Genomic DNA, 17408 nt, shown 5'->3' with positions numbered 1-17408 from the left:
GATCTGACCCCAATGGCTTTCCGACAGATCGCGGAAAACTGTCGAAGGCGGGGTGGGTCCGGTTGCGGGGGCGTGAGCGCCATGGATGGCGCGACCGAGCCTACAGGGACGTATTTACGGCGTCTCCCGCAACCGGACCCACCCCGCCATCCCACGTATAGCCCGCTGTTGCTGTTGCTGTTGACGTTGCTTGAGGCGGGTGCAGGGCGCAGCCCTGCCAGTACCCCCCACCCCGGCCGGGCTGGCAGAATAGGCGTCTCTGCCGTTATCCGAAGCCGACGATGCGCCTCTCCCAGTTCCACCTGCACACCACCAAGGAAACCCCCAGCGACGCCGAGCTCACCAGCCATCGGCTGATGCTGCGCGCGGGCATGATCCGCAAGCTGGCATCGGGCCTGTACACCTGGTCGCCGCTGGGCCTGCGCGTGCTGCGCAAGGTCGAGCGCATCGTGCGCGAGGAAATGGACCGCGCCGGTGCCGTGGAATTCCAGATCCCGACCATCCAGCCGAAGGAACTATGGGAGCAGACCGGCCGCTGGCAGAAGTTCGGCCCGCAGCTGCTGAAGATCAAGGACCGCAAGGACCAGGTGTTCTGCTACAGCCCGACCGCCGAAGAAGCCGCCTGCGACTTCGCTCGCGCTGAGCTGTCCAGCTACAAGCAGCTGCCGGTGAACTTCTACCAGGTGCAGACCAAGTTCCGCGACGAGATCCGTCCGCGCTTCGGCGTGATGCGTTCGCGTGAGTTCCTGATGAAGGACGCCTATTCGTTCCACCTGCACGATGAGTGCCTGGTGCGCGAGTACGAGAACATGAAGTCCGCCTACAGCCGCATCTTCACCCGCCTCGGCCTGGATTTCCGCATGGTGCAGGCCGACTCCGGTGCGATCGGCGGTGATGCGTCGCAGGAATTCCACGTGATCGCCGATTCCGGCGAAGACGCGCTGGTGTTCTCCACCGGTTCGGACTACGCGGCCAACATGGAAGCGGCGATCGCCGCCGATCCGGCACCGCGCGCGGCCGCCAGCGAAGCCATGCGCAAGGTCGACACCCCTGCCCAGAAGACCTGCGAGGATGTCGCGGCGCTGCTCGGCATCGACCTGCAGCGCACGGTGAAGTCGGTGGCACTGATCGCCGGCGAAGGCAAGGCACAGCAGTTCGTGCTGGTGCTGGTGCGCGGCGACCATGAGGTCAACGAGATCAAGCTGGCCAAGGTTGCCGGCCTGGACGAACAGCGCTTCGCCAGCGAGGCGGAAATCGCCGAGTACCTGGGCAGCGTGCCGGGCTTCCTCGGCCCGGTCGCCCCAGCCAAGGCCATCCGCGTGGTGGCTGATCGCGAAGTGGCGGCGATGTCCGACTTCGTCGTCGGCGCCAACGAAGCCGGTTTCCACCTGGCCGGCGTCAACTGGGGCCGCGACCTGCCGGAACCGGAAGTGGCCGACATCCGCAACGTGCGTGCCGGTGACCGCGCGCTGGACGGTGGCGAACTGAAGATCGCCCGTGGCATCGAAGTCGGCCACGTGTTCCAGCTGGGCCGCAAGTACGCCGAAGCGCTGGATGCCACGGTGCTGGACGAGAACGGCAAGGCGGCGGTGATGGCGATGGGCTGCTATGGCATCGGTATCTCACGCGTGGTGGCTGCCGCGATCGAACAGAACCATGACGATGCCGGCATCATCTGGCCGGACGCGATGGCGCCGTGGCAGGTGGTGGTGTGCGTGATCAACCCGAAGGGCGACGCCGCCGTGGCCGACGCCGCGGCCAACCTGCTGCAGGAGCTGCGCGATGCGGGCCTGGACGCGGCACTCGACGACCGTGGCCTGCGCCCGGGCGCGATGTTCGCCGACATGGAACTGATCGGCATCCCGCACCGCGTGGTGGTCAGCGAACGGGGCCTGGCCTCCGGTACCTACGAGTACCGCTCGCGCCGCGCCAGCGAAGCGGAAAGCCTGGACAAGGCCACCCTGCTGCAGCGCCTGCAGGGTTGATCAGGAAAAGACCGGGGCATGCCCCGGTCTTTTTTTACCTGACGCCCATTTGAGCAATATTGCAGCGGACATAATCCGGTCAAAATCGACGCAATGCAGCCGGGATGCTGCCAGGCCATGACCCGTCTGCATTTGTGCTGGGATTAATTCATCTTTATTCTGTCCCGCGACGCCATGGACTGGCTCGTCCCGTCCACTTATTAGTTTCCGGAGTAACCGTAAATGAGCATTGACCTGACCGGCCTGTCGGCACGCGAGCTGGGCGCCCTGATCCGCACCGCCAAGAAGCAGCAGACCATCGTCGCCAAGCGCCGGCCGATCACCAAGGTCCGGGCACAGCTGACCAAGCTGGCCAAGACCGAGGGTTACACCATCGAGGAACTGTTCGGCGACGCCCCGGCCCCGCGCGCGCGCAAGGTGGCCAAGGTCGCCAAGGCACCGTCGAAGGCCGCTGGCCGCAAGCTGGGCAAGGTTGCCCCGAAGTACCGCAACCCGGCCAACCCCAAGGAAACCTGGACCGGTCGTGGCAAGCAGCCGCGCTGGATGGCCGAACTGACCGCCAAGGGCAACAAGAAGCCGGAAGATTTCCTGATCAAGAAGGCCTGAGGCCGGATCGGGATGCAATGAAAAACGCCGGCGAAAGCCGGCGTTTTTCATTCTTCGGTGTGTGGACCAACGGTCCACACCTACAGGGTTTTGCGCGCGGGCATCAGCAGGTTGCCGAACAGCAGGCCGGCGACCAGGGCCATCACCACGTTGAGCACGGTGAGGAACACGCTCTGGCCGGCACCCACGTCCTGCTGCTGGACCAGGGTCAGCACGCCGCGCAGGCTGGTGCTGCCTGGCACCATCATGATGATGCCAGGCAGGCGGATGATCGCACCCGGGCGGCCCACCAGGCGGCCGAACAGATTGCCACCGGCGGTCAGCAGCATCGCCGACAGGAAGATGCCGGCCGGCGCGCCCCAGGCGTGGCCACCGAACTTGGAGATCGCATAGCCGGCCACCGAGGCGGCGATCACCCACGGGTAATCGCGGCGGTTGGCCTTGAACAGCATCGCGAAGGCGAACGCCGCGGTCAGCAGCGAGCCCCACTCCACCCAAGGCCCCTGCGGCCGCGCCGCGCGGATCACCGGGTCGAGGCCGAGCACGTCGGCCAGGGTCACCGCGATCATCGCGCCGACACTGAGTTTCATGATGGTGGTCAGCGCACCGGCGAAGCGCGCGGTCCCCGACACCCAGTGCTGGCTGGCCAGTTCATTGACCGCATTGGTCAGCGACATGCCCGGCAGCAGCACCACCAGCGAGGCGATGATCACTGTGTTGAGGTTGAGCGCGCCGATGAAGGACGCGACCAGCGTGGCGACCAGGCCGGCCAGCAGCGCGGCCAGTGCCTCGGCGGCTTCGCGGGTGGCCGGGCGACGGTCGGTGACCATGCCGAGCAGGCCGATCATCAGGCCGATGACACCGGCGGTGGCGATGTCCAGCCACGGCAGCTTCCACATGCCGGCCACGCCGGCCGCGCCGAGGGTGAACGAAAGGATGGTGCGCAGCTTGCCGCGCCGGCCCGGATCCTTGTCCAGCTGGCGCAATGCGGTGTGGCCCTGGGCAATGCTCATCCGCCCATTGGCCACTTCCTCGGCGATATGGTCGGCGACGCTGAGCTTGTGCAGGTCGTTCTCGCCGGGCGCCAGGCGGATCACGCGGGTGATGTCACTGGAGCCGATCGCCTGCGCCGGGTCGCTGAAGCTGAGGATGATACCGGTGGGATTCGACCACGGTTCACAATCCAGATCGAGCTGGCGGGCCAGTGCCACCACCGCCGTTTCCAGGCGCTGGGCCGTTGTGCCATAGCTGTGCAGGCGTCCGGCGATCTCGGAAACGAAGGCCACGCGCTGCGCGTAGCTGGCCTGGGGCGTGGGGATCGTGTGAGCGTCTGCGGACATGCGCCGTAGTATTACCTAGGCTGGGCCCTACCGGAGAAATTCATCCGAGTTCGACGCGAAGCCCAATACAGAACGGTTATGCTGCGACCCGAATGGCCCAAGTGACCCCGAACCACGCCCCCCAGCTCGAACAGGATGCCCATGACCCGGGCGTGATCCACCTGTCCGGCACCTGGACCTTGAAGACCGCGCTGGCCGCGGCCGAAGTCCTGCGCGGCGTTCCCGACACGCTGACCGGCATCGATGCCACCGCCATCGAGAAGATGGATTCGGCCGGCGTGCTGCAGGTGCTGCGCGTGGCCCATCGCGCCGACCTCGGCGAGGACGCACTGAAGTTCCGCCCGGATCACCAGGCGCTGGTGTGCACCATCGAGGAAGTGGCCGACGACCGGCCCAAGCCCAAGCGCGATTTCGGTGTGCTGGCGGCACTGGAACGGCTGGGTGTCAGCGTCCATGCCACCGGCCACAACATCAAGGCGCTGTGCAGCTTCCTCGGCGAGAACCTGGCCAAGGCGGCGCGCCTGGTCAAGGAACCCCGCCGCTTCCGGATGACCGCCACCGTGCACCAGATGGAGCAGGTCGGGCTGGACGCGGTACCGCTGGTAGCGCTGCTGTCCTATCTGGTTGGCGCGGTGATCGCCTTCCTCGGCTCGACCATCCTGCGCGACTTCGGCGCCGAGATCTACGTGGTCGAACTGGTCAACATCGCCTTCCTGCGTGAGTTCGCGGTACTGCTGACCGCGATCGTGCTGGCCGGCCGCACCGCCAGCGCCTTCACCGCACAGATCGGTGCGATGAAGGCGCGAGAGGAAATCGATGCGATGCGCACCCTGGGCCTGGATCCGATCGACCTGCTGGTGCTGCCACGGCTGCTGGCGCTGCTGGTCACCCTGCCGCTGCTGACCTTCATTGCAATGATCGCCGGCCTGGCCGGCGGCATCACCGTCGGTGCGTTCGACCTCGACATCCCGCCGCAGATGTACATCGCGCGCATGCACGAGACGATGGAAGTGCGGCACATGCTGGTCGGCCTGTCGAAGGCGCCGGTGTTCGCGCTGGTGATCGGCCTGATCGGCTGCCTGGAAGGCCTGAAGGTGGAAGGCACGGCGCAGTCGGTGGGCGAACGCACCACCTCCAGCGTGGTGCAGACCATCTCGCTGGTGATCATCATCGACGCCTTCGCGGCGTTGTGGTTCATGCACATGGACTGGTGACATGAGCACGCATCCGATGCCCGACGACATTCCCATGCAGGACGACGACGGCCACGACCTGGCCATCCGCGTGCGCGGGCTGGTCAACCGCTTCGGCAGCCAGACCGTGCATGAAGACCTGGACCTGGACGTGCGCCGCGGCGAGATCCTCGGCGTGGTCGGCGGTTCGGGCACCGGCAAATCGGTGCTGATGCGCTCGATCCTCGGCCTGCGCGTGCCCGACGAAGGGCAGATCGAGGTGCTCGGCCGCGACGCGCGCGCCGACGATGCCGAAAGCCGCCTGCACATCGAGCGCAACACCGGCGTGCTGTTTCAGGACGGTGCGTTGTTTTCGTCGCTGACCGTAGGCGAGAACGTGCAGGTGCCGTTGAAGGAGCACCACCGCGAACTGCCCGAGCGCTGGCATTACGAACTGGCGCTGCTGAAGGTAAAGCTGGCCGGCCTGCCCGCCGATGCGATCAACAAACTGCCCTCCCAGTTGTCCGGCGGCATGCGCAAGCGCGCCGGCCTGGCCCGCGCGCTGGCACTGGACCCGCCACTGCTGTTCCTGGATGAACCGACCGCCGGGCTCGACCCGATCGGCGCGGCCGCCTTCGACCGCCTGATCAAGACCCTGCAGGAAGCGCTGGGGCTGACCGTGTTCCTGATCACCCACGACCTGGACACGCTGTATGCGATCTGCGACCGGGTGGCGGTGATCGCCGACCGCAGGGTGGTGGCCAACGCGCCACTGCCGGACATCGAGAAACTGGATCATCCGTGGATCCAGGAATACTTCCACGGACCGCGTGCGCGTGCCGCGCGCGGCGAACAGATCGAGAGTGCCTGAGCCATGGAAACCAAAGCCAACTACGTGCTGATCGGCGCGTTCACCCTGATCACCGGCCTGGCCCTGCTGGCCTTCGGCCTGTGGGCGGCCAAGTACTCCTCCGACCGTACCTGGCAGGAATACCGCGTGGTGTTCCGCGAGGCAGTAACCGGCCTGTCGGTGGGCAGCCCGGTGCAGTACAACGGCATCGCGGTGGGTTCGATCATCGAACTGAACCTGGTGCCGGACGACCCGCGCCAGGTGGTCGCACGCATCCGCCTGAACTCGACCACCCCGGTCAAGACCGATACCCGTGCCAAGCTGGCGATCACCAGCCTGACCGGCCCGTCGATCATCCAGCTCAGCGGTGGTACGCCGCAGTCGCCGGCACTGACCACGGTCAACAAGGACCCGGCGCCGATCATTCCGACCACGCCGTCGGCGCTGCAGAACATCACCGATGTGGCCAACCGCATCGTCGAGCGCATGGACCAGATCCTCAGCGACCGCAACGTGGCCTCGATCAACGCGACGCTGGCCAACCTGGAAACGATCAGCGGCGGCCTGGCCGACCGTGACCAGGGCACGCAGGCGCTGCTGCTCAGCGCGCGCGATGCCGCCCGCAGCCTGGACACCACGCTGAAGACCACCAACGGCACCATCGAGCGCCTGGACAGGAACCTGGTGCAACAGCTGCCGGGCATCATCGACAAGCTCGACGGCACCCTGGCCAAGCTTGATTCGGCCGCCGGCAACGCCGACTCGATCCTTGGCGAGAACCGTGCCGCGATCAACAGCTTCGCCAACGATGGCCTCGGCCAGCTCGGCCCGACGCTGACCGAGCTGCGCGGCCTGATCCGCGATCTGCGCAGGGTCAGCGACCGCCTCGAGAACAACCCCGCGCGCTACCTGCTGGGCCGCGACGCACCGAAGGAGTTCGAACCCAAATGAGCCCGACCGCCCTTCCGCGCCTGCTGCTGGCCGCTTCGATGGTCACCCTGCTGGGCGGCTGCTCCATCCTTGGCAGCAGCGAGAAAACCGCAGTGACGCTGTACTCGCCCTCCGTGCAGGTCAAGGCCGACCCGGCGTGGCCGCAGGCCAGCTGGCAGCTGGTACTGGCCAAGCCCAGCGCCGCGCGCATGGTCGACAGCCCGCGTATCAATGTGCGGCCGATGCCGTCGCAGCTGGAGATCTACAAGGGAGCCAGCTGGGCACAGCCGGCCACCGACATGATCGAGGACACCCTGCTGCGCGGCTTCGAGGACTCCGGCCGCATCCGCGGCGTGGCCCGCAGCACCGCCGGCATCCGCGCCGACTACAAGCTGTCCACCGACGTGCGCCGCTTCGAATCGGATTACCAGGGACAGGCCACGCCGACCGTGGTGATCGAGGTCAACGCCAAGCTGATCCATGTGGCCGACCAGCGCGTGGTCGCCGACCGTACCTTCCGTCAGGCGCAGCCGGTCGGCAGTACCGACGTGCCGGCGGTGACCGCCGCCTTCGAACGTGGCCTGCAGCAGCTGGCACAGGAGATGGTGGGCTGGACGCTGACAAGCGGGCAGGCAGATCAGCCGACCGTCGCGCGCTGACCGATCAGCGTGGCGTAATCCAGCGGAACGTCAGGTTGATCCGTTCACCCTGCACCCGTGCCATCTTCGGCAGCGCGTGCTGGTAGAACCGCTGTGTCTGCCCCGCCATCACCAGCAGATCGCCATGGCCGAGCAGGTACTCGGCCTTCCGCGCCGGGTCATCGCGCCGGCGCAGCAGGAAGCGGCGCGCCGCGCCCAGGCTCAGCGAAGCAATCACCGGGGCCGGCCCCAGCTCCGGCTCGTCATCGCTGTGCCAGCCCATGTAGTCGCCACCGCCGCGATAGCGGTTCAGCAGCACGCTGTTGAAGCGGCCGAGGCCCTCCGCCTGCAGGCGCCCGCGCATGGCCCGCAACGCGGGTGGCCAGGGGTGCGGCACGAATTCAGCACCGGAATAGCGGTAGCGCGCCTGCGGATCGCCGATCCAGCAACTCAGCCGCGGCGAATCCACCCAGTTGCCGAACATGCGGATGCGATGGACCTCCCAGCGGACTTCGGCCTGCAGGGCGGACAGGAGCCGGTCGGCATCGGCCGCGGCCAGCCAGCCCGGCAGGTGCTGGACGTCGGCATCGGGCAGGTCGTGGGGGAACAGCATGGCCACACGCTAGCACGCCGGTGTTTGCCGTCATGGCAGCCAGCACCGAAAATGGCGCCATGACCGTTTCCCACATGCCGACGCCGTCCGATTGCCGCCTTTCGTGGAGCCCAGCCCGATGAGCGTGCGCCAGTCGCTGTTTCCGTTGCTGCGCGCCGTGTTCCGGGCCTTGCCGCTGCCACAGGCCCAGCGTGACCGGTTGCGCACCCGGCTGTTGGCGCGGCACGGCGGCTGGGTACCGCCGCCACCCAAGGGCCAGCAGGACGAGGGGGGCACGCGCGCCAGCGCCCAGCTGCGCTGGCGTGCCGACGAGCAGGCGATCGGCCACGTGCCATGGCGTGAGGCGACCTTGCCGTCTCCTTTGCCGGCAACGCTGGTCGCGTTCTACCTGCCGCAGTTCCACACCTTCCCCGAGAATGACGCCTGGTGGGGCAAGGGGTTTACCGAATGGCGCAACGTAACCCGCGCGCTGCCGCAGTTCGAGGGCCACATCCAGCCCCGCCTGCCGGCAGACCTGGGCTTCTACGACCTGCGCAATCCTCAGGTGATGCGGGACCAGGCGCGCCTCGCAGCTGAGTACGGCATCGGCGCGTTCTGCTTCTATTACTACTGGTTCAGCGGCCGCACCCTGATGGAGGATCCGCTGCACCAGTGGCTGGCCGACGACAGCATCGACCTGCCGTTCTGCCTGTGCTGGGCCAACGAGAACTGGGCACGACGCTGGGATGGCCGCGACGAGGACATCCTGATCGGCCAGCAGCACAGCGCCGAGGACGATCTGGCCTTCATCGCGCATGTCGCGCCCTACCTGCGCGACCGCCGAGCCTTGAAGGTCGAGGGCCGGCCGATGCTGCTGGTCTATCGCCCGCACCTGCTGCCCGACGCCCGGGCGACCGCCGAACGTTGGCGCCGCTGGTGCCGCGACAATGGCGTCGGCGAGATCCACCTGGCGTACGTGCAGGGCTTCGAGCGCCCGGATCCACGCGACATCGGGTTCGATGCGGGAGTAGAGTTCCCGCCGAACATGAGCAACCCGCGTTCGTTGTCGGCGCAGCAGTGGCTGCTCAATCCGGCCTTCAATGGCGATGTACGCGACTGGCGCGAACTGGCTGCAGAAATCGCAGCCCGCCCGCTGCCGGACTATCCGCTTTACCCGGGCGTGAACCCGGGCTGGGACAACGAAGCGCGCCGCTCCGGCCGGGGCCGCGTCTACCTGCATGCATCCCCACGCGGCTACCGGGACTGGCTGCGTACCACGATCCATGAACGCCTGGCCCCGGCGCCAGCGAGCCAGCGGATGGTGTTCATCAACGCTTGGAACGAATGGGCAGAGGGCGCCGTGCTGGAACCGGATGCACGGCTGGGTCATGCCTGGCTGCAAGCCACCCGCGATGCACTCGTGCCTGCTCCGGCACTGCTTCGGAAACCGGCAGTGCATCTCCATGCCTGGTATCTGGAAACGCTGCCGGACGTCCTGTCCGCGCTGCGCGAAGCGGCACTGGACTGGACAATCGTGGTGACCACCCCGGCACACCAGGCGGAGCCGGTGCGGCAGGCCCTGGTGGCGCATGGGCTCGAGGGTGAGGTCGTCGCCGTGGACAACCATGGGCGTGACATTCTTCCGTTCCTGGAGGTCGCCGAAGGGCTGCTGCAGACCGGCCACGATGTAGTACTGAAGCTGCACACGAAGCGTTCAACGCATCGCGCCGATGGCGACCAGTGGCGCCAGGAACTCCTGCAACGGCTGGTGCAGGGCGGACGTGCCGCGCGCATCCATGCCGCGTTCCAGGCCGATCCAGGGTTGGGCATGGTGGTGGCCGAAGGGCACCTGCTCCCGGTCGCCGATTTTGTCGGTGGCAATGGTCCCGCATTGGCGCGGCTGCAGGCCCGGCTGGGACTGGAAACGCCGGTGGACGCCAGCCGTTTTGGTGCAGGCAGCATGGGTTGGTGGCGGCTGCAGGCCCTGCGCCCGTTGCTGGACGCGCATCTGCATCGCAGCGCGTTCGAGGACGAGCAGGGCCAGATCGATGGAACGCTGGCCCATGCCATTGAACGTGTGCTGGGCGCCTGCTGCGAACACGCCGGACTGCGCGTCACGACAGCCGCAGCGTGCCTCGGTGAGGCCGACCCGGAGGCCGGCAGCAACGAATACGCTTACGCCCGACGCAGTTGAGGGCGGAGGGGGCACCGCGCGCCCCTTCCACCCATCGTTCAGCCGCGCTGGAACGCCACGCCGGTCTTTTCCTTCAGCTCGTCATCACTGACGCCCGGCGCCGCTTCCGCCAGCAACAGGCCCTTGTCGGTGACGTCGAACACGGCCAGATCGGTGATGATGCGGTCGACCACACCCACGCCGGTCAGCGGCAGCGTGCATTCGGTCAGGATCTTGTGCTCGCCGTTCTTGGCGGTGTGCTCCATCAGCACCACCACGCGCTGCACGCCGGCCACCAGATCCATCGCGCCGCCCATGCCCTTGACCATCTTGCCGGGCACCATCCAGTTGGCCAGGTCGCCCTTGTCGGTGACCTGCATGGCGCCGAGGATGGCCAGGTTGACGTGACCACCACGAATCATCGCGAAGCTGTCGTGGCTGCCGAAGTAGCTGGCACCGGCACGCGCGGTGACGGTCTGCTTGCCGGCATTGATCAGGTCGGCGTCCACTTCGGCGTCGGTCGGGAACGGACCGATACCGAGCAGGCCGTTCTCCGACTGCAGCCACACATCCACCCCTTCGGGGATATGGTTGGCGACTAGGGTCGGCAGGCCGATGCCCAGGTTCACGTACGCACCATCGGTCAGTTCGCGGGCGGCACGCGCCGCCATCTCATCGCGGGTCCACGCCATGTCAGTTGCCCTCCGCGCGGATGGTGCGCTGTTCGATACGCTTTTCAGGATGCGGGTTGTGCACGATGCGGTGTACGTAGATGCCCGGCAGGTGCACCTGGTCCGGATCAATGGCGCCGACTGGCACCACCTCCTCCACTTCCACGATGCAGACCTTGCCGGCCATCGCGCAGGCCGGATTGAAGTTGCGCGCGGTCTTGCGGAACACCAGGTTGCCCGCTTCATCAGCCTTCCACGCCTTGACCAGCGCCACGTCGGCGCGCAGCGCGGTTTCCATCACGTAGTGCTTGCCGTCGAACTCGCGGGTTTCCTTTCCTTCAGCCACCACCGTGCCGTAGCCGGTGGCGGTGAAGAACGCCGGAATGCCCGCACCGCCGGCGCGCAGGCGCTCGGCCAGGGTGCCCTGCGGGTTGAACTCCAGCTCGAGCTCGCCGGCCAGGAACTGCCGCTCGAATTCCTTGTTCTCGCCCACGTAGGACGAAATCATCTTCTTGATCTGCCGGGTTTCCAGCAGCTGGCCCAGGCCGAAACCATCAACGCCGGCATTGTTGGAGATCACGGTCAGGCCCTTGGCACCACTGTCGCGCAGCGCGGCGATCAATGCCTCGGGAATGCCACACAGGCCGAAGCCGCCCACGGCCAGCGTCTGGCCATCGGCGACCACCCCTTGCAGGGCCTCCGCCGCACTGGCGAAGCGCTTGCTGCGCTTGCCGGTGGAAGTCGATTGCTGCATTGCTGTACTACCCTGCACGTTGAGGATGACCGCATTCTAGCTGGAGGGCGGCGAAGGGCCTGGATGCGCCGCAGCATTGCACGGGCATCGCACAGGGTTCCGTAGAATGCCGGGTTCCCCTGCCAATGGCCGGCCCCGTGCCCGCCCCACCCTCGTTGATGGCCCATACCTACACCGAAGAAGACCTGCTCCGCTGGATGGAAGGCCGGACGCTGGAAATGAGTGACCATGGCCTGTCGGAAGTCCACAGCATGCGTCTGTTCGGTGACATTCTGGTCGCTGAGGTAAAGATCCCGGCCAAGTACTCCTACCGGGTGGAGATCGACCTGGCCGCCAGCCTTCGCCATCCGCGCAGCCTGCTGCGCAACCGGTGTTCCTGCCTGCTCGGCCACGACTGCATGCACGTGGCGGCTGTGCTGGCGCAGATGCTGCAGCAGATCGACCATACGCCCCCCATGCCCGACGACAGCAGCACGCTGCCAACGTTGCTGATCCGTTCGATGACGCCCGTCCTGCGCCTGCACACGGTCGAGTTCCGTCCGCCGTGGCTCGGCCCCCGCGACCCTTCGCAATGGGCCGATATCGCGACCGTGGCCTTCGAATACGACGAGCACGTGCGGTTCCTGGATGATCCGAGCCTGTTCGCACACGATCCGGAGGGCCAGCTCGCCCTGCTGCCCCGCGACCTGGTTGAGGAGTCACGGCGCGAGGCCGAGCTGCGCACGGTGGGACTGCATCGCGACACGGAGCCACGGGCGCCATTGGACGGCGCAGGCCCGCAGTTCCAGCTGCGCACCCATGACTGGACACGGTTCCTGCTGGACGACGTGCCGCGCCTGGAAGCCCTGGGCTGGAAAGTGGAGACGGACGACGATTTCCGCCATCGCATCACCCGGGTGGATGAGATCGGCCTGGACATCCAGACCGACCCGGCGGATGCGGGCTGGTTCAACCTGGGCCTGGACATCCAGGTGGAAGGCCGCAACGTGTCGATGGTTCCGCTGCTGCAGCAGGTGCTGCAGTCCGATCCCCGCTGGATGCGTGGCCAGCTGGACGCCATCGGCGATGACGAGAACATCCTGTTGATGGCAGGCGACAGCACCCGCCTGGCACTGCGGGCCGCTCGATTGAAGCCGATCATGGCGCTGTTGGCGGACCTGTTCGCCCAGCGTGGCGCGCCGCTGCGCTTGTCAGCGCTTGACCGTGGCCGCCTGCAGGCGCTGCGGGACACGGCGCGCCTGCAGTTCCGGGGGCGCAAGGACACCCAGGCGCTAGTGCAGCGCCTGATGCAGGCACCCGCACTGGGTGAAGTGCCGCCACCGACGGGGCTGGTGGCGACGCTGCGTCCCTATCAGCGTGAAGGCCTGTCGTGGTTGCAGTACCTGCGCCAGCAGGGTCTGGGCGGCGTGCTGGCCGATGACATGGGGCTGGGCAAGACCCTGCAGACACTGGCGCATCTGCTGCTCGAGAAGGAAAGTGGCCGCCTGGACCGGCCGGCGCTGCTGGTGGTGCCGACCTCGCTGTTGCACAACTGGCAGAGCGAAGCCGCACGCTTCACCCCTGGCCTGCGGGTGCTGCCCCTGCACGGACCGACGCGCGAAGCATTGTTCGAGGCGATTCCCGAGCATGATCTTGTGCTGACCACGTATCCCCTGCTGTGGCGCGACGAGCAGGCGCTGCAGGCACATGCCTACCATCTGCTGATTCTGGATGAAGCCCAGCAGGTGAAGAATCCGAAGTCACGTGCGGCCATTACCCTGCGCACGCTGCAGGCCCGCCATCGCCTGTGCCTGACCGGCACGCCACTGGAGAACCATCTGGGCGAGCTGTGGACGCAGTTCGACTTCCTGCTGCCCGGCCTGCTCGGCAGCGAGAAGCAGTTCAACCAGCATTGGCGCCATCCGATCGAACGTGGCAGCGACCACCGTCGCGCCACGTTGCTGGCGCAGCGTCTGCGTCCCTTCATCCTGCGCCGGCGCAAGGACCAGGTCGCGTCAGAGCTTCCGCCCAAGACCCTCATTACCCGTGCGGTGGACATGGAGGGCGGCCAGCGTGATCTCTATGAAACCGTGCGTGCCGCGATGGAGAAGCAGGTGCGCGAGGCCATCAGCGGCAGCGGGCTGGCGCGCAGCCATATCGTGGTGCTGGATGCCTTGCTGAAGCTGCGCCAGGTCTGCTGCGATCCGCGCCTGCTGCCGGGCGACGCCCCGGCACGCAATGCCGGCTCGGCCAAGCTGGAGCTGCTGCGCGACATGCTGCCGTCGATGGTCGAGGAAGGCCGGCGGGTCCTGGTGTTCTCGCAGTTCACCGGCATGCTGGCACTGATCGCGCAGGCGCTGGAGGAGCTCGGGCTGGCCTATGTGACGCTGACCGGCGACACCCAGGATCGGGTCACACCGGTGCAGCGCTTCATGCAGGGCGAGGTGCCGGTGTTCCTGATCAGCCTGAAGGCAGGTGGCGTCGGGTTGAACCTGACCGCCGCCGACACCGTCATCCACTTCGACCCCTGGTGGAACCCGGCGGCCGAAAACCAGGCCAGTGACCGCGCCCATCGCATCGGCCAGCAGCAGCCGGTGTTCGTTTACCGACTGATCGCTGCAGGCAGCATTGAAGAACGGATCGCCGAGCTGCAGGAACGCAAGGCCACGCTGGCCGACTCGATTCTCGAAGGCGGCGGCGCTACGGGGCCGCGCTTCAGCGAGGAAGACGTGCAGGCGCTGCTGGCGCCGTTGCCGGGCCTGCCCGGCAAACGTTCCCGTAAAGCGGGCAAACGGTCGACGCGAGCCTGACCCCCGAACGCCAGTCAGGTGGCGTTTCCCGATGGAAACGATTCCCATACGGGACTGGGACTACAATTGGGGGCTGAGCTCACAAAGGATCTGATCGATGCCCCTGCCCGCCTTCAAGGCCTACGATATCCGCGGCCGTGTGCCGGAAGAACTGAACGAAGACCTGGCCCGCCGCATCGGCGTCGCCCTGGCCGCACAGCTCGCTCCCGGTCCGGTGGTCCTCGGCCACGATGTGCGCCTGACCAGCCCGGCGCTGCAGGATGCGCTGGCCGCAGGCCTGCGTGGTACCGGCCGCGAGGTGATCGACATCGGCCTGTGCGGCACCGAAGAGGTCTACTTCCAGACCGATCACCTCGGTGCGGCCGGCGGCGTGATGGTGACCGCCAGCCACAACCCGATGGACTACAACGGGATGAAGCTGGTCAAGGAGAATGCCCGTCCGATCAGCTCCGATACCGGCCTGTTCGCGATTTCCGACGCGGTCGCCGTCGATACGTCCGAGGCCCAGCCGCCGCGCGCCGGGCAGACCGCCCAGCATGACAAGAGCGCCTACATCCAGCACCTGCTCAGCTATGTCGATACCAGCAAGCTCACGCCGCTGAAGCTGGTGGTGAATGCCGGCAACGGCGGCGCGGGCGCCATCGTCGACCTGCTGGCACCGCACCTGCCGTTCGAGTTCATCCGCATCTGCCACGAACCCGACGGCAACTTCCCCAACGGCATTCCCAACCCGCTGCTGCCGGAAAACCGTGCCGCCACTGCCGACGCCGTGCGCGAGCACGGTGCTGACTTCGGCATCGCCTGGGACGGCGACTTTGATCGCTGCTTCTTCTTCGATCACACCGGCCGCTTCATCGAGGGCTATTACCTGGTCGGCCTGCTGGCCAAGGCCATCCTCGCGCGCAATCCCGGCGGCAAGGTCGTGCATGACCCGCGCCTGGTCTGGAACACCGTAGAGATGGTGGAGCAGGCGGGCGGCGTACCGGTGCTGTGCAAGAGCGGCCATGCCTTCATCAAGGAAAAGATGCGCGCCGAGGATGCGGTGTACGGCGGTGAGATGAGCGCCCACCACTACTTCCGCGAATTCGCCTATGCCGACTCCGGCATGATCCCGTGGCTGCTGATCGCCCAGCTGATTTCCGAAAGCGGCCGCTCGCTGGCCGACTGGGTCGAAGACCGCATGGCGGCCTATCCGTGCAGTGGCGAGATCAACTTCAAGGTGGCCGATGCCAAGGCTGCTGTGGCCCGCGTCATGGCGCACTTCGCGGCGCAAGCGCCGGTACTGGACCACACCGACGGCATCAGTGCCGACTTCGGCGACTGGCGCTTCAACCTGCGCAGCTCCAACACCGAGCCGCTACTGCGCCTGAACGTAGAAGCCCGCGGCGACGCAGCGCTGATGCAGGCCCGCACCGACGAAATCTCCCGCCTCATCCTGCAGTAATCAAGGAAGATCATGAGCAACATCCAGCCCGTCATCCTGTCCGGTGGTTCCGGCACTCGCCTTTGGCCACTGTCGCGCGAGGCGTATCCGAAGCAGTTCCTGCCGTTGGCCAGCGAGCTGACGATGCTGCAGGCCACCTGGCAGCGCGTCGCTCCCATCGCCGCGCATGGCCCGCTGGTGATCGCCAACGAGGAGCACCGCTTCGTCGCTGCCGAGCAGTTGCAGCAGGTCGGCGCCGAGCCGGCTGGCATCATCCTGGAGCCGGTTGGCCGCAATACGGCGCCGGCGATCGCGGTCGCAGCCCTGGAGGCCACCCGCGATGGCGCCGATGCGCTGCTGCTGGTGCTGCCCTCGGACCATGTGATCACCGATGAGGCCGCGTTCCGCACTGTCGTGCAGGCTGCAGCCAGCGCTGCCGAGGCCGGCAAGCTGGTGACCTTCGGCATCGTGCCGAGCGGTCCGGAAACCGGCTACGGCTATATCAAGGCCGCCGATGGGCAGGGCCTGCGTGCGGTCGAGCGCTTTGTCGAAAAGCCCGACCTTGAGACCGCCACCGGTTACGTCAGCAGCGGCCAGTATTACTGGAACAGCGGCATGTTCCTGTTCAAGGCCTCGCGCTACCTGCAGGAACTGGAGCACTTCCAGCCCGACATGCTGGCCGGCAGCCGCCAGGCCTGGCAGCAGGCCCGTAGAGATTCGGATTTCACCCGTCTGGACAAGGACGCCTTCGCTGCGGTTCCTTCCGACTCCATCGACTACGCGGTGATGGAAAAAACCGCAGACGCCGTGGTGATTCCGCTGGACGCCGGCTGGAACGATGTCGGCTCGTGGACAGCCCTGCGCGATGTCTCGCAGCAGGACGGTGATGGCAATGCGCATCAGGGTGATGTGATCGCCATCGACTGCCGCAACACCTATGCCTATGCACAGCGCCTGGTAGCACTGGTCGGCCTGGACGATGTGATCGTGGTCGAGACGGACGATGCAGTGCTGGTCGGCAAGGCCGATCGCATGCAGGATGTCAAGACCGTGGTGGCGCAGCTGAAAGCCGAAGGCCGCAGCGAGGCCACCTGGCATCGCAAGGTCTACCGCCCGTGGGGCGCCTACGATTCAATCGATAACGGCGAGCGTTTCCAGGTCAAGCGCATCACGGTCAAGCCCGGCGGCACGCTCAGCCTGCAGATGCATCACCATCGCGCCGAGCACTGGATCGTGGTCAGCGGCACCGCTGAAGTGACCCGCGGCGACGAAGTGATCCTGCTCAGCGAGAACCAGAGCACCTACATCCCGCTGGGCGTGACCCATCGCCTGCGCAATCCGGGCAAGCTGCCGCTGGAACTGATCGAAGTGCAGTCGGGCAGCTACCTGGGCGAGGATGACATCGTGCGGTTCGAGGACACGTACGGGCGCAGTTGAGCCGACGCCCTGCAGCGAGTGCCGACCGTTGGTCGGCACACTGTGGAT

At 66.7% G+C, this 17408-nt stretch carries 14 protein-coding genes; 10 read left to right on the top strand and 4 right to left on the bottom strand.

Annotated features, from left to right (window positions below; genetic code table 11):
• Positions 1-281 precede the first annotated feature (281 nt).
• A complete protein-coding gene (locus ACW5IY_RS02625) occupies positions 282-1985 on the top strand; it encodes a proline--tRNA ligase (RefSeq protein ID WP_049434972.1) in 1704 nt (567 codons plus the stop codon).
• Between the two features lie 222 nt (positions 1986-2207).
• Positions 2208-2591 (top strand): H-NS histone family protein, encoded by a 384-nt coding sequence (locus ACW5IY_RS02620; protein ID WP_049434971.1) that lies wholly within the window; start codon positions 2208-2210, stop codon positions 2589-2591.
• An 80-nt stretch (positions 2592-2671) separates the two neighbouring features.
• On the opposite strand, the gene ACW5IY_RS02615 is transcribed toward ACW5IY_RS02620, so the two are convergent.
• Complete coding sequence (locus ACW5IY_RS02615) at positions 2672-3931, bottom strand: threonine/serine exporter family protein (RefSeq protein WP_010480697.1); 1260 nt, start codon at positions 3929-3931, stop codon at positions 2672-2674.
• A 92-nt stretch (positions 3932-4023) separates the two neighbouring features.
• Here ACW5IY_RS02615 and ACW5IY_RS02610 point away from each other — a divergent pair, with 92 nt between their 5' ends.
• From ACW5IY_RS02610 to ACW5IY_RS02595, 4 genes are read left to right on the top strand one after another with little or no spacing between them, the layout of a single operon-like run.
• Positions 4024-5145 (top strand): ABC transporter permease, encoded by a 1122-nt coding sequence (locus ACW5IY_RS02610; RefSeq protein ID WP_049434970.1) that lies wholly within the window; start codon positions 4024-4026, stop codon positions 5143-5145.
• 1 nt (position 5146) lies between these two features.
• Positions 5147-5974, top strand: a complete 828-nt coding sequence (locus ACW5IY_RS02605) for an ABC transporter ATP-binding protein (protein WP_049434969.1) — start codon at positions 5147-5149, stop codon at positions 5972-5974.
• 3 nt (positions 5975-5977) lie between these two features.
• The gene (locus tag ACW5IY_RS02600) at positions 5978-6904 is read left to right on the top strand and encodes an MlaD family protein (protein WP_005408000.1); all 927 of its coding nucleotides are present in this window, start codon (positions 5978-5980) and stop codon (positions 6902-6904) included.
• On the top strand, positions 6901-7542 hold the full coding sequence (locus ACW5IY_RS02595) for an ABC-type transport auxiliary lipoprotein family protein (RefSeq protein ID WP_049434968.1): 642 nt from the start codon (positions 6901-6903) through the stop codon (positions 7540-7542). Before ACW5IY_RS02600 ends, ACW5IY_RS02595 begins: the two co-directional genes overlap by 4 nt.
• Before the next feature lie 4 nt (positions 7543-7546).
• On the opposite strand, the gene ACW5IY_RS02590 is transcribed toward ACW5IY_RS02595, so the two are convergent.
• Positions 7547-8134 carry an alpha-ketoglutarate-dependent dioxygenase AlkB family protein gene (locus tag ACW5IY_RS02590; RefSeq protein WP_049434967.1) on the bottom strand — a complete coding sequence of 196 codons (588 nt, stop codon included), beginning with the start codon at positions 8132-8134 and terminating at the stop codon, positions 7547-7549.
• Positions 8135-8252: 118 nt separating this feature from the next.
• On the opposite strand from ACW5IY_RS02590, the gene ACW5IY_RS02585 reads away from it, so the two are divergent.
• Positions 8253-10307 (top strand): glycoside hydrolase family 99-like domain-containing protein, encoded by a 2055-nt coding sequence (locus ACW5IY_RS02585; RefSeq protein ID WP_049434966.1) that lies wholly within the window; start codon positions 8253-8255, stop codon positions 10305-10307.
• A 38-nt stretch (positions 10308-10345) separates the two neighbouring features.
• Here ACW5IY_RS02585 and ACW5IY_RS02580 read toward each other — a convergent pair whose 3' ends face one another.
• Positions 10346-10978: a CoA transferase subunit B gene (locus ACW5IY_RS02580; RefSeq protein ID WP_049434965.1), complete on the bottom strand. Its 633-nt coding sequence runs from the start codon at positions 10976-10978 to the stop codon at positions 10346-10348.
• A 1-nt stretch (position 10979) separates the two neighbouring features.
• Entirely contained in the window at positions 10980-11711 is a 732-nt protein-coding gene (locus ACW5IY_RS02575) for a CoA transferase subunit A (protein WP_049434964.1), read from the bottom strand.
• Between the two features lie 158 nt (positions 11712-11869).
• On the opposite strand from ACW5IY_RS02575, the gene ACW5IY_RS02570 reads away from it, so the two are divergent.
• The 3 genes from ACW5IY_RS02570 (at position 11870) to ACW5IY_RS02560 (ending at position 17360) form a co-directional block, all read left to right on the top strand.
• On the top strand, positions 11870-14500 hold the full coding sequence (locus tag ACW5IY_RS02570; RefSeq protein ID WP_049434963.1) for a DEAD/DEAH box helicase: 2631 nt from the start codon (positions 11870-11872) through the stop codon (positions 14498-14500).
• Between the two features lie 97 nt (positions 14501-14597).
• Positions 14598-15944: a phosphohexomutase domain-containing protein gene (locus tag ACW5IY_RS02565; RefSeq protein WP_049434962.1), complete on the top strand. Its 1347-nt coding sequence runs from the start codon at positions 14598-14600 to the stop codon at positions 15942-15944.
• 12 nt (positions 15945-15956) lie between these two features.
• Positions 15957-17360 (top strand): mannose-1-phosphate guanylyltransferase/mannose-6-phosphate isomerase, encoded by a 1404-nt coding sequence (locus ACW5IY_RS02560; protein ID WP_049434961.1) that lies wholly within the window; start codon positions 15957-15959, stop codon positions 17358-17360.
• The last annotated feature ends 48 nt before the right edge of the window (positions 17361-17408 follow it).

Source organism: Stenotrophomonas sp. C-A (assembly GCF_054030835.1).
The sequence above is the reverse complement of the archived record's forward strand: the minus strand, read 5'-3'. Positions and strand labels throughout refer to the sequence as shown.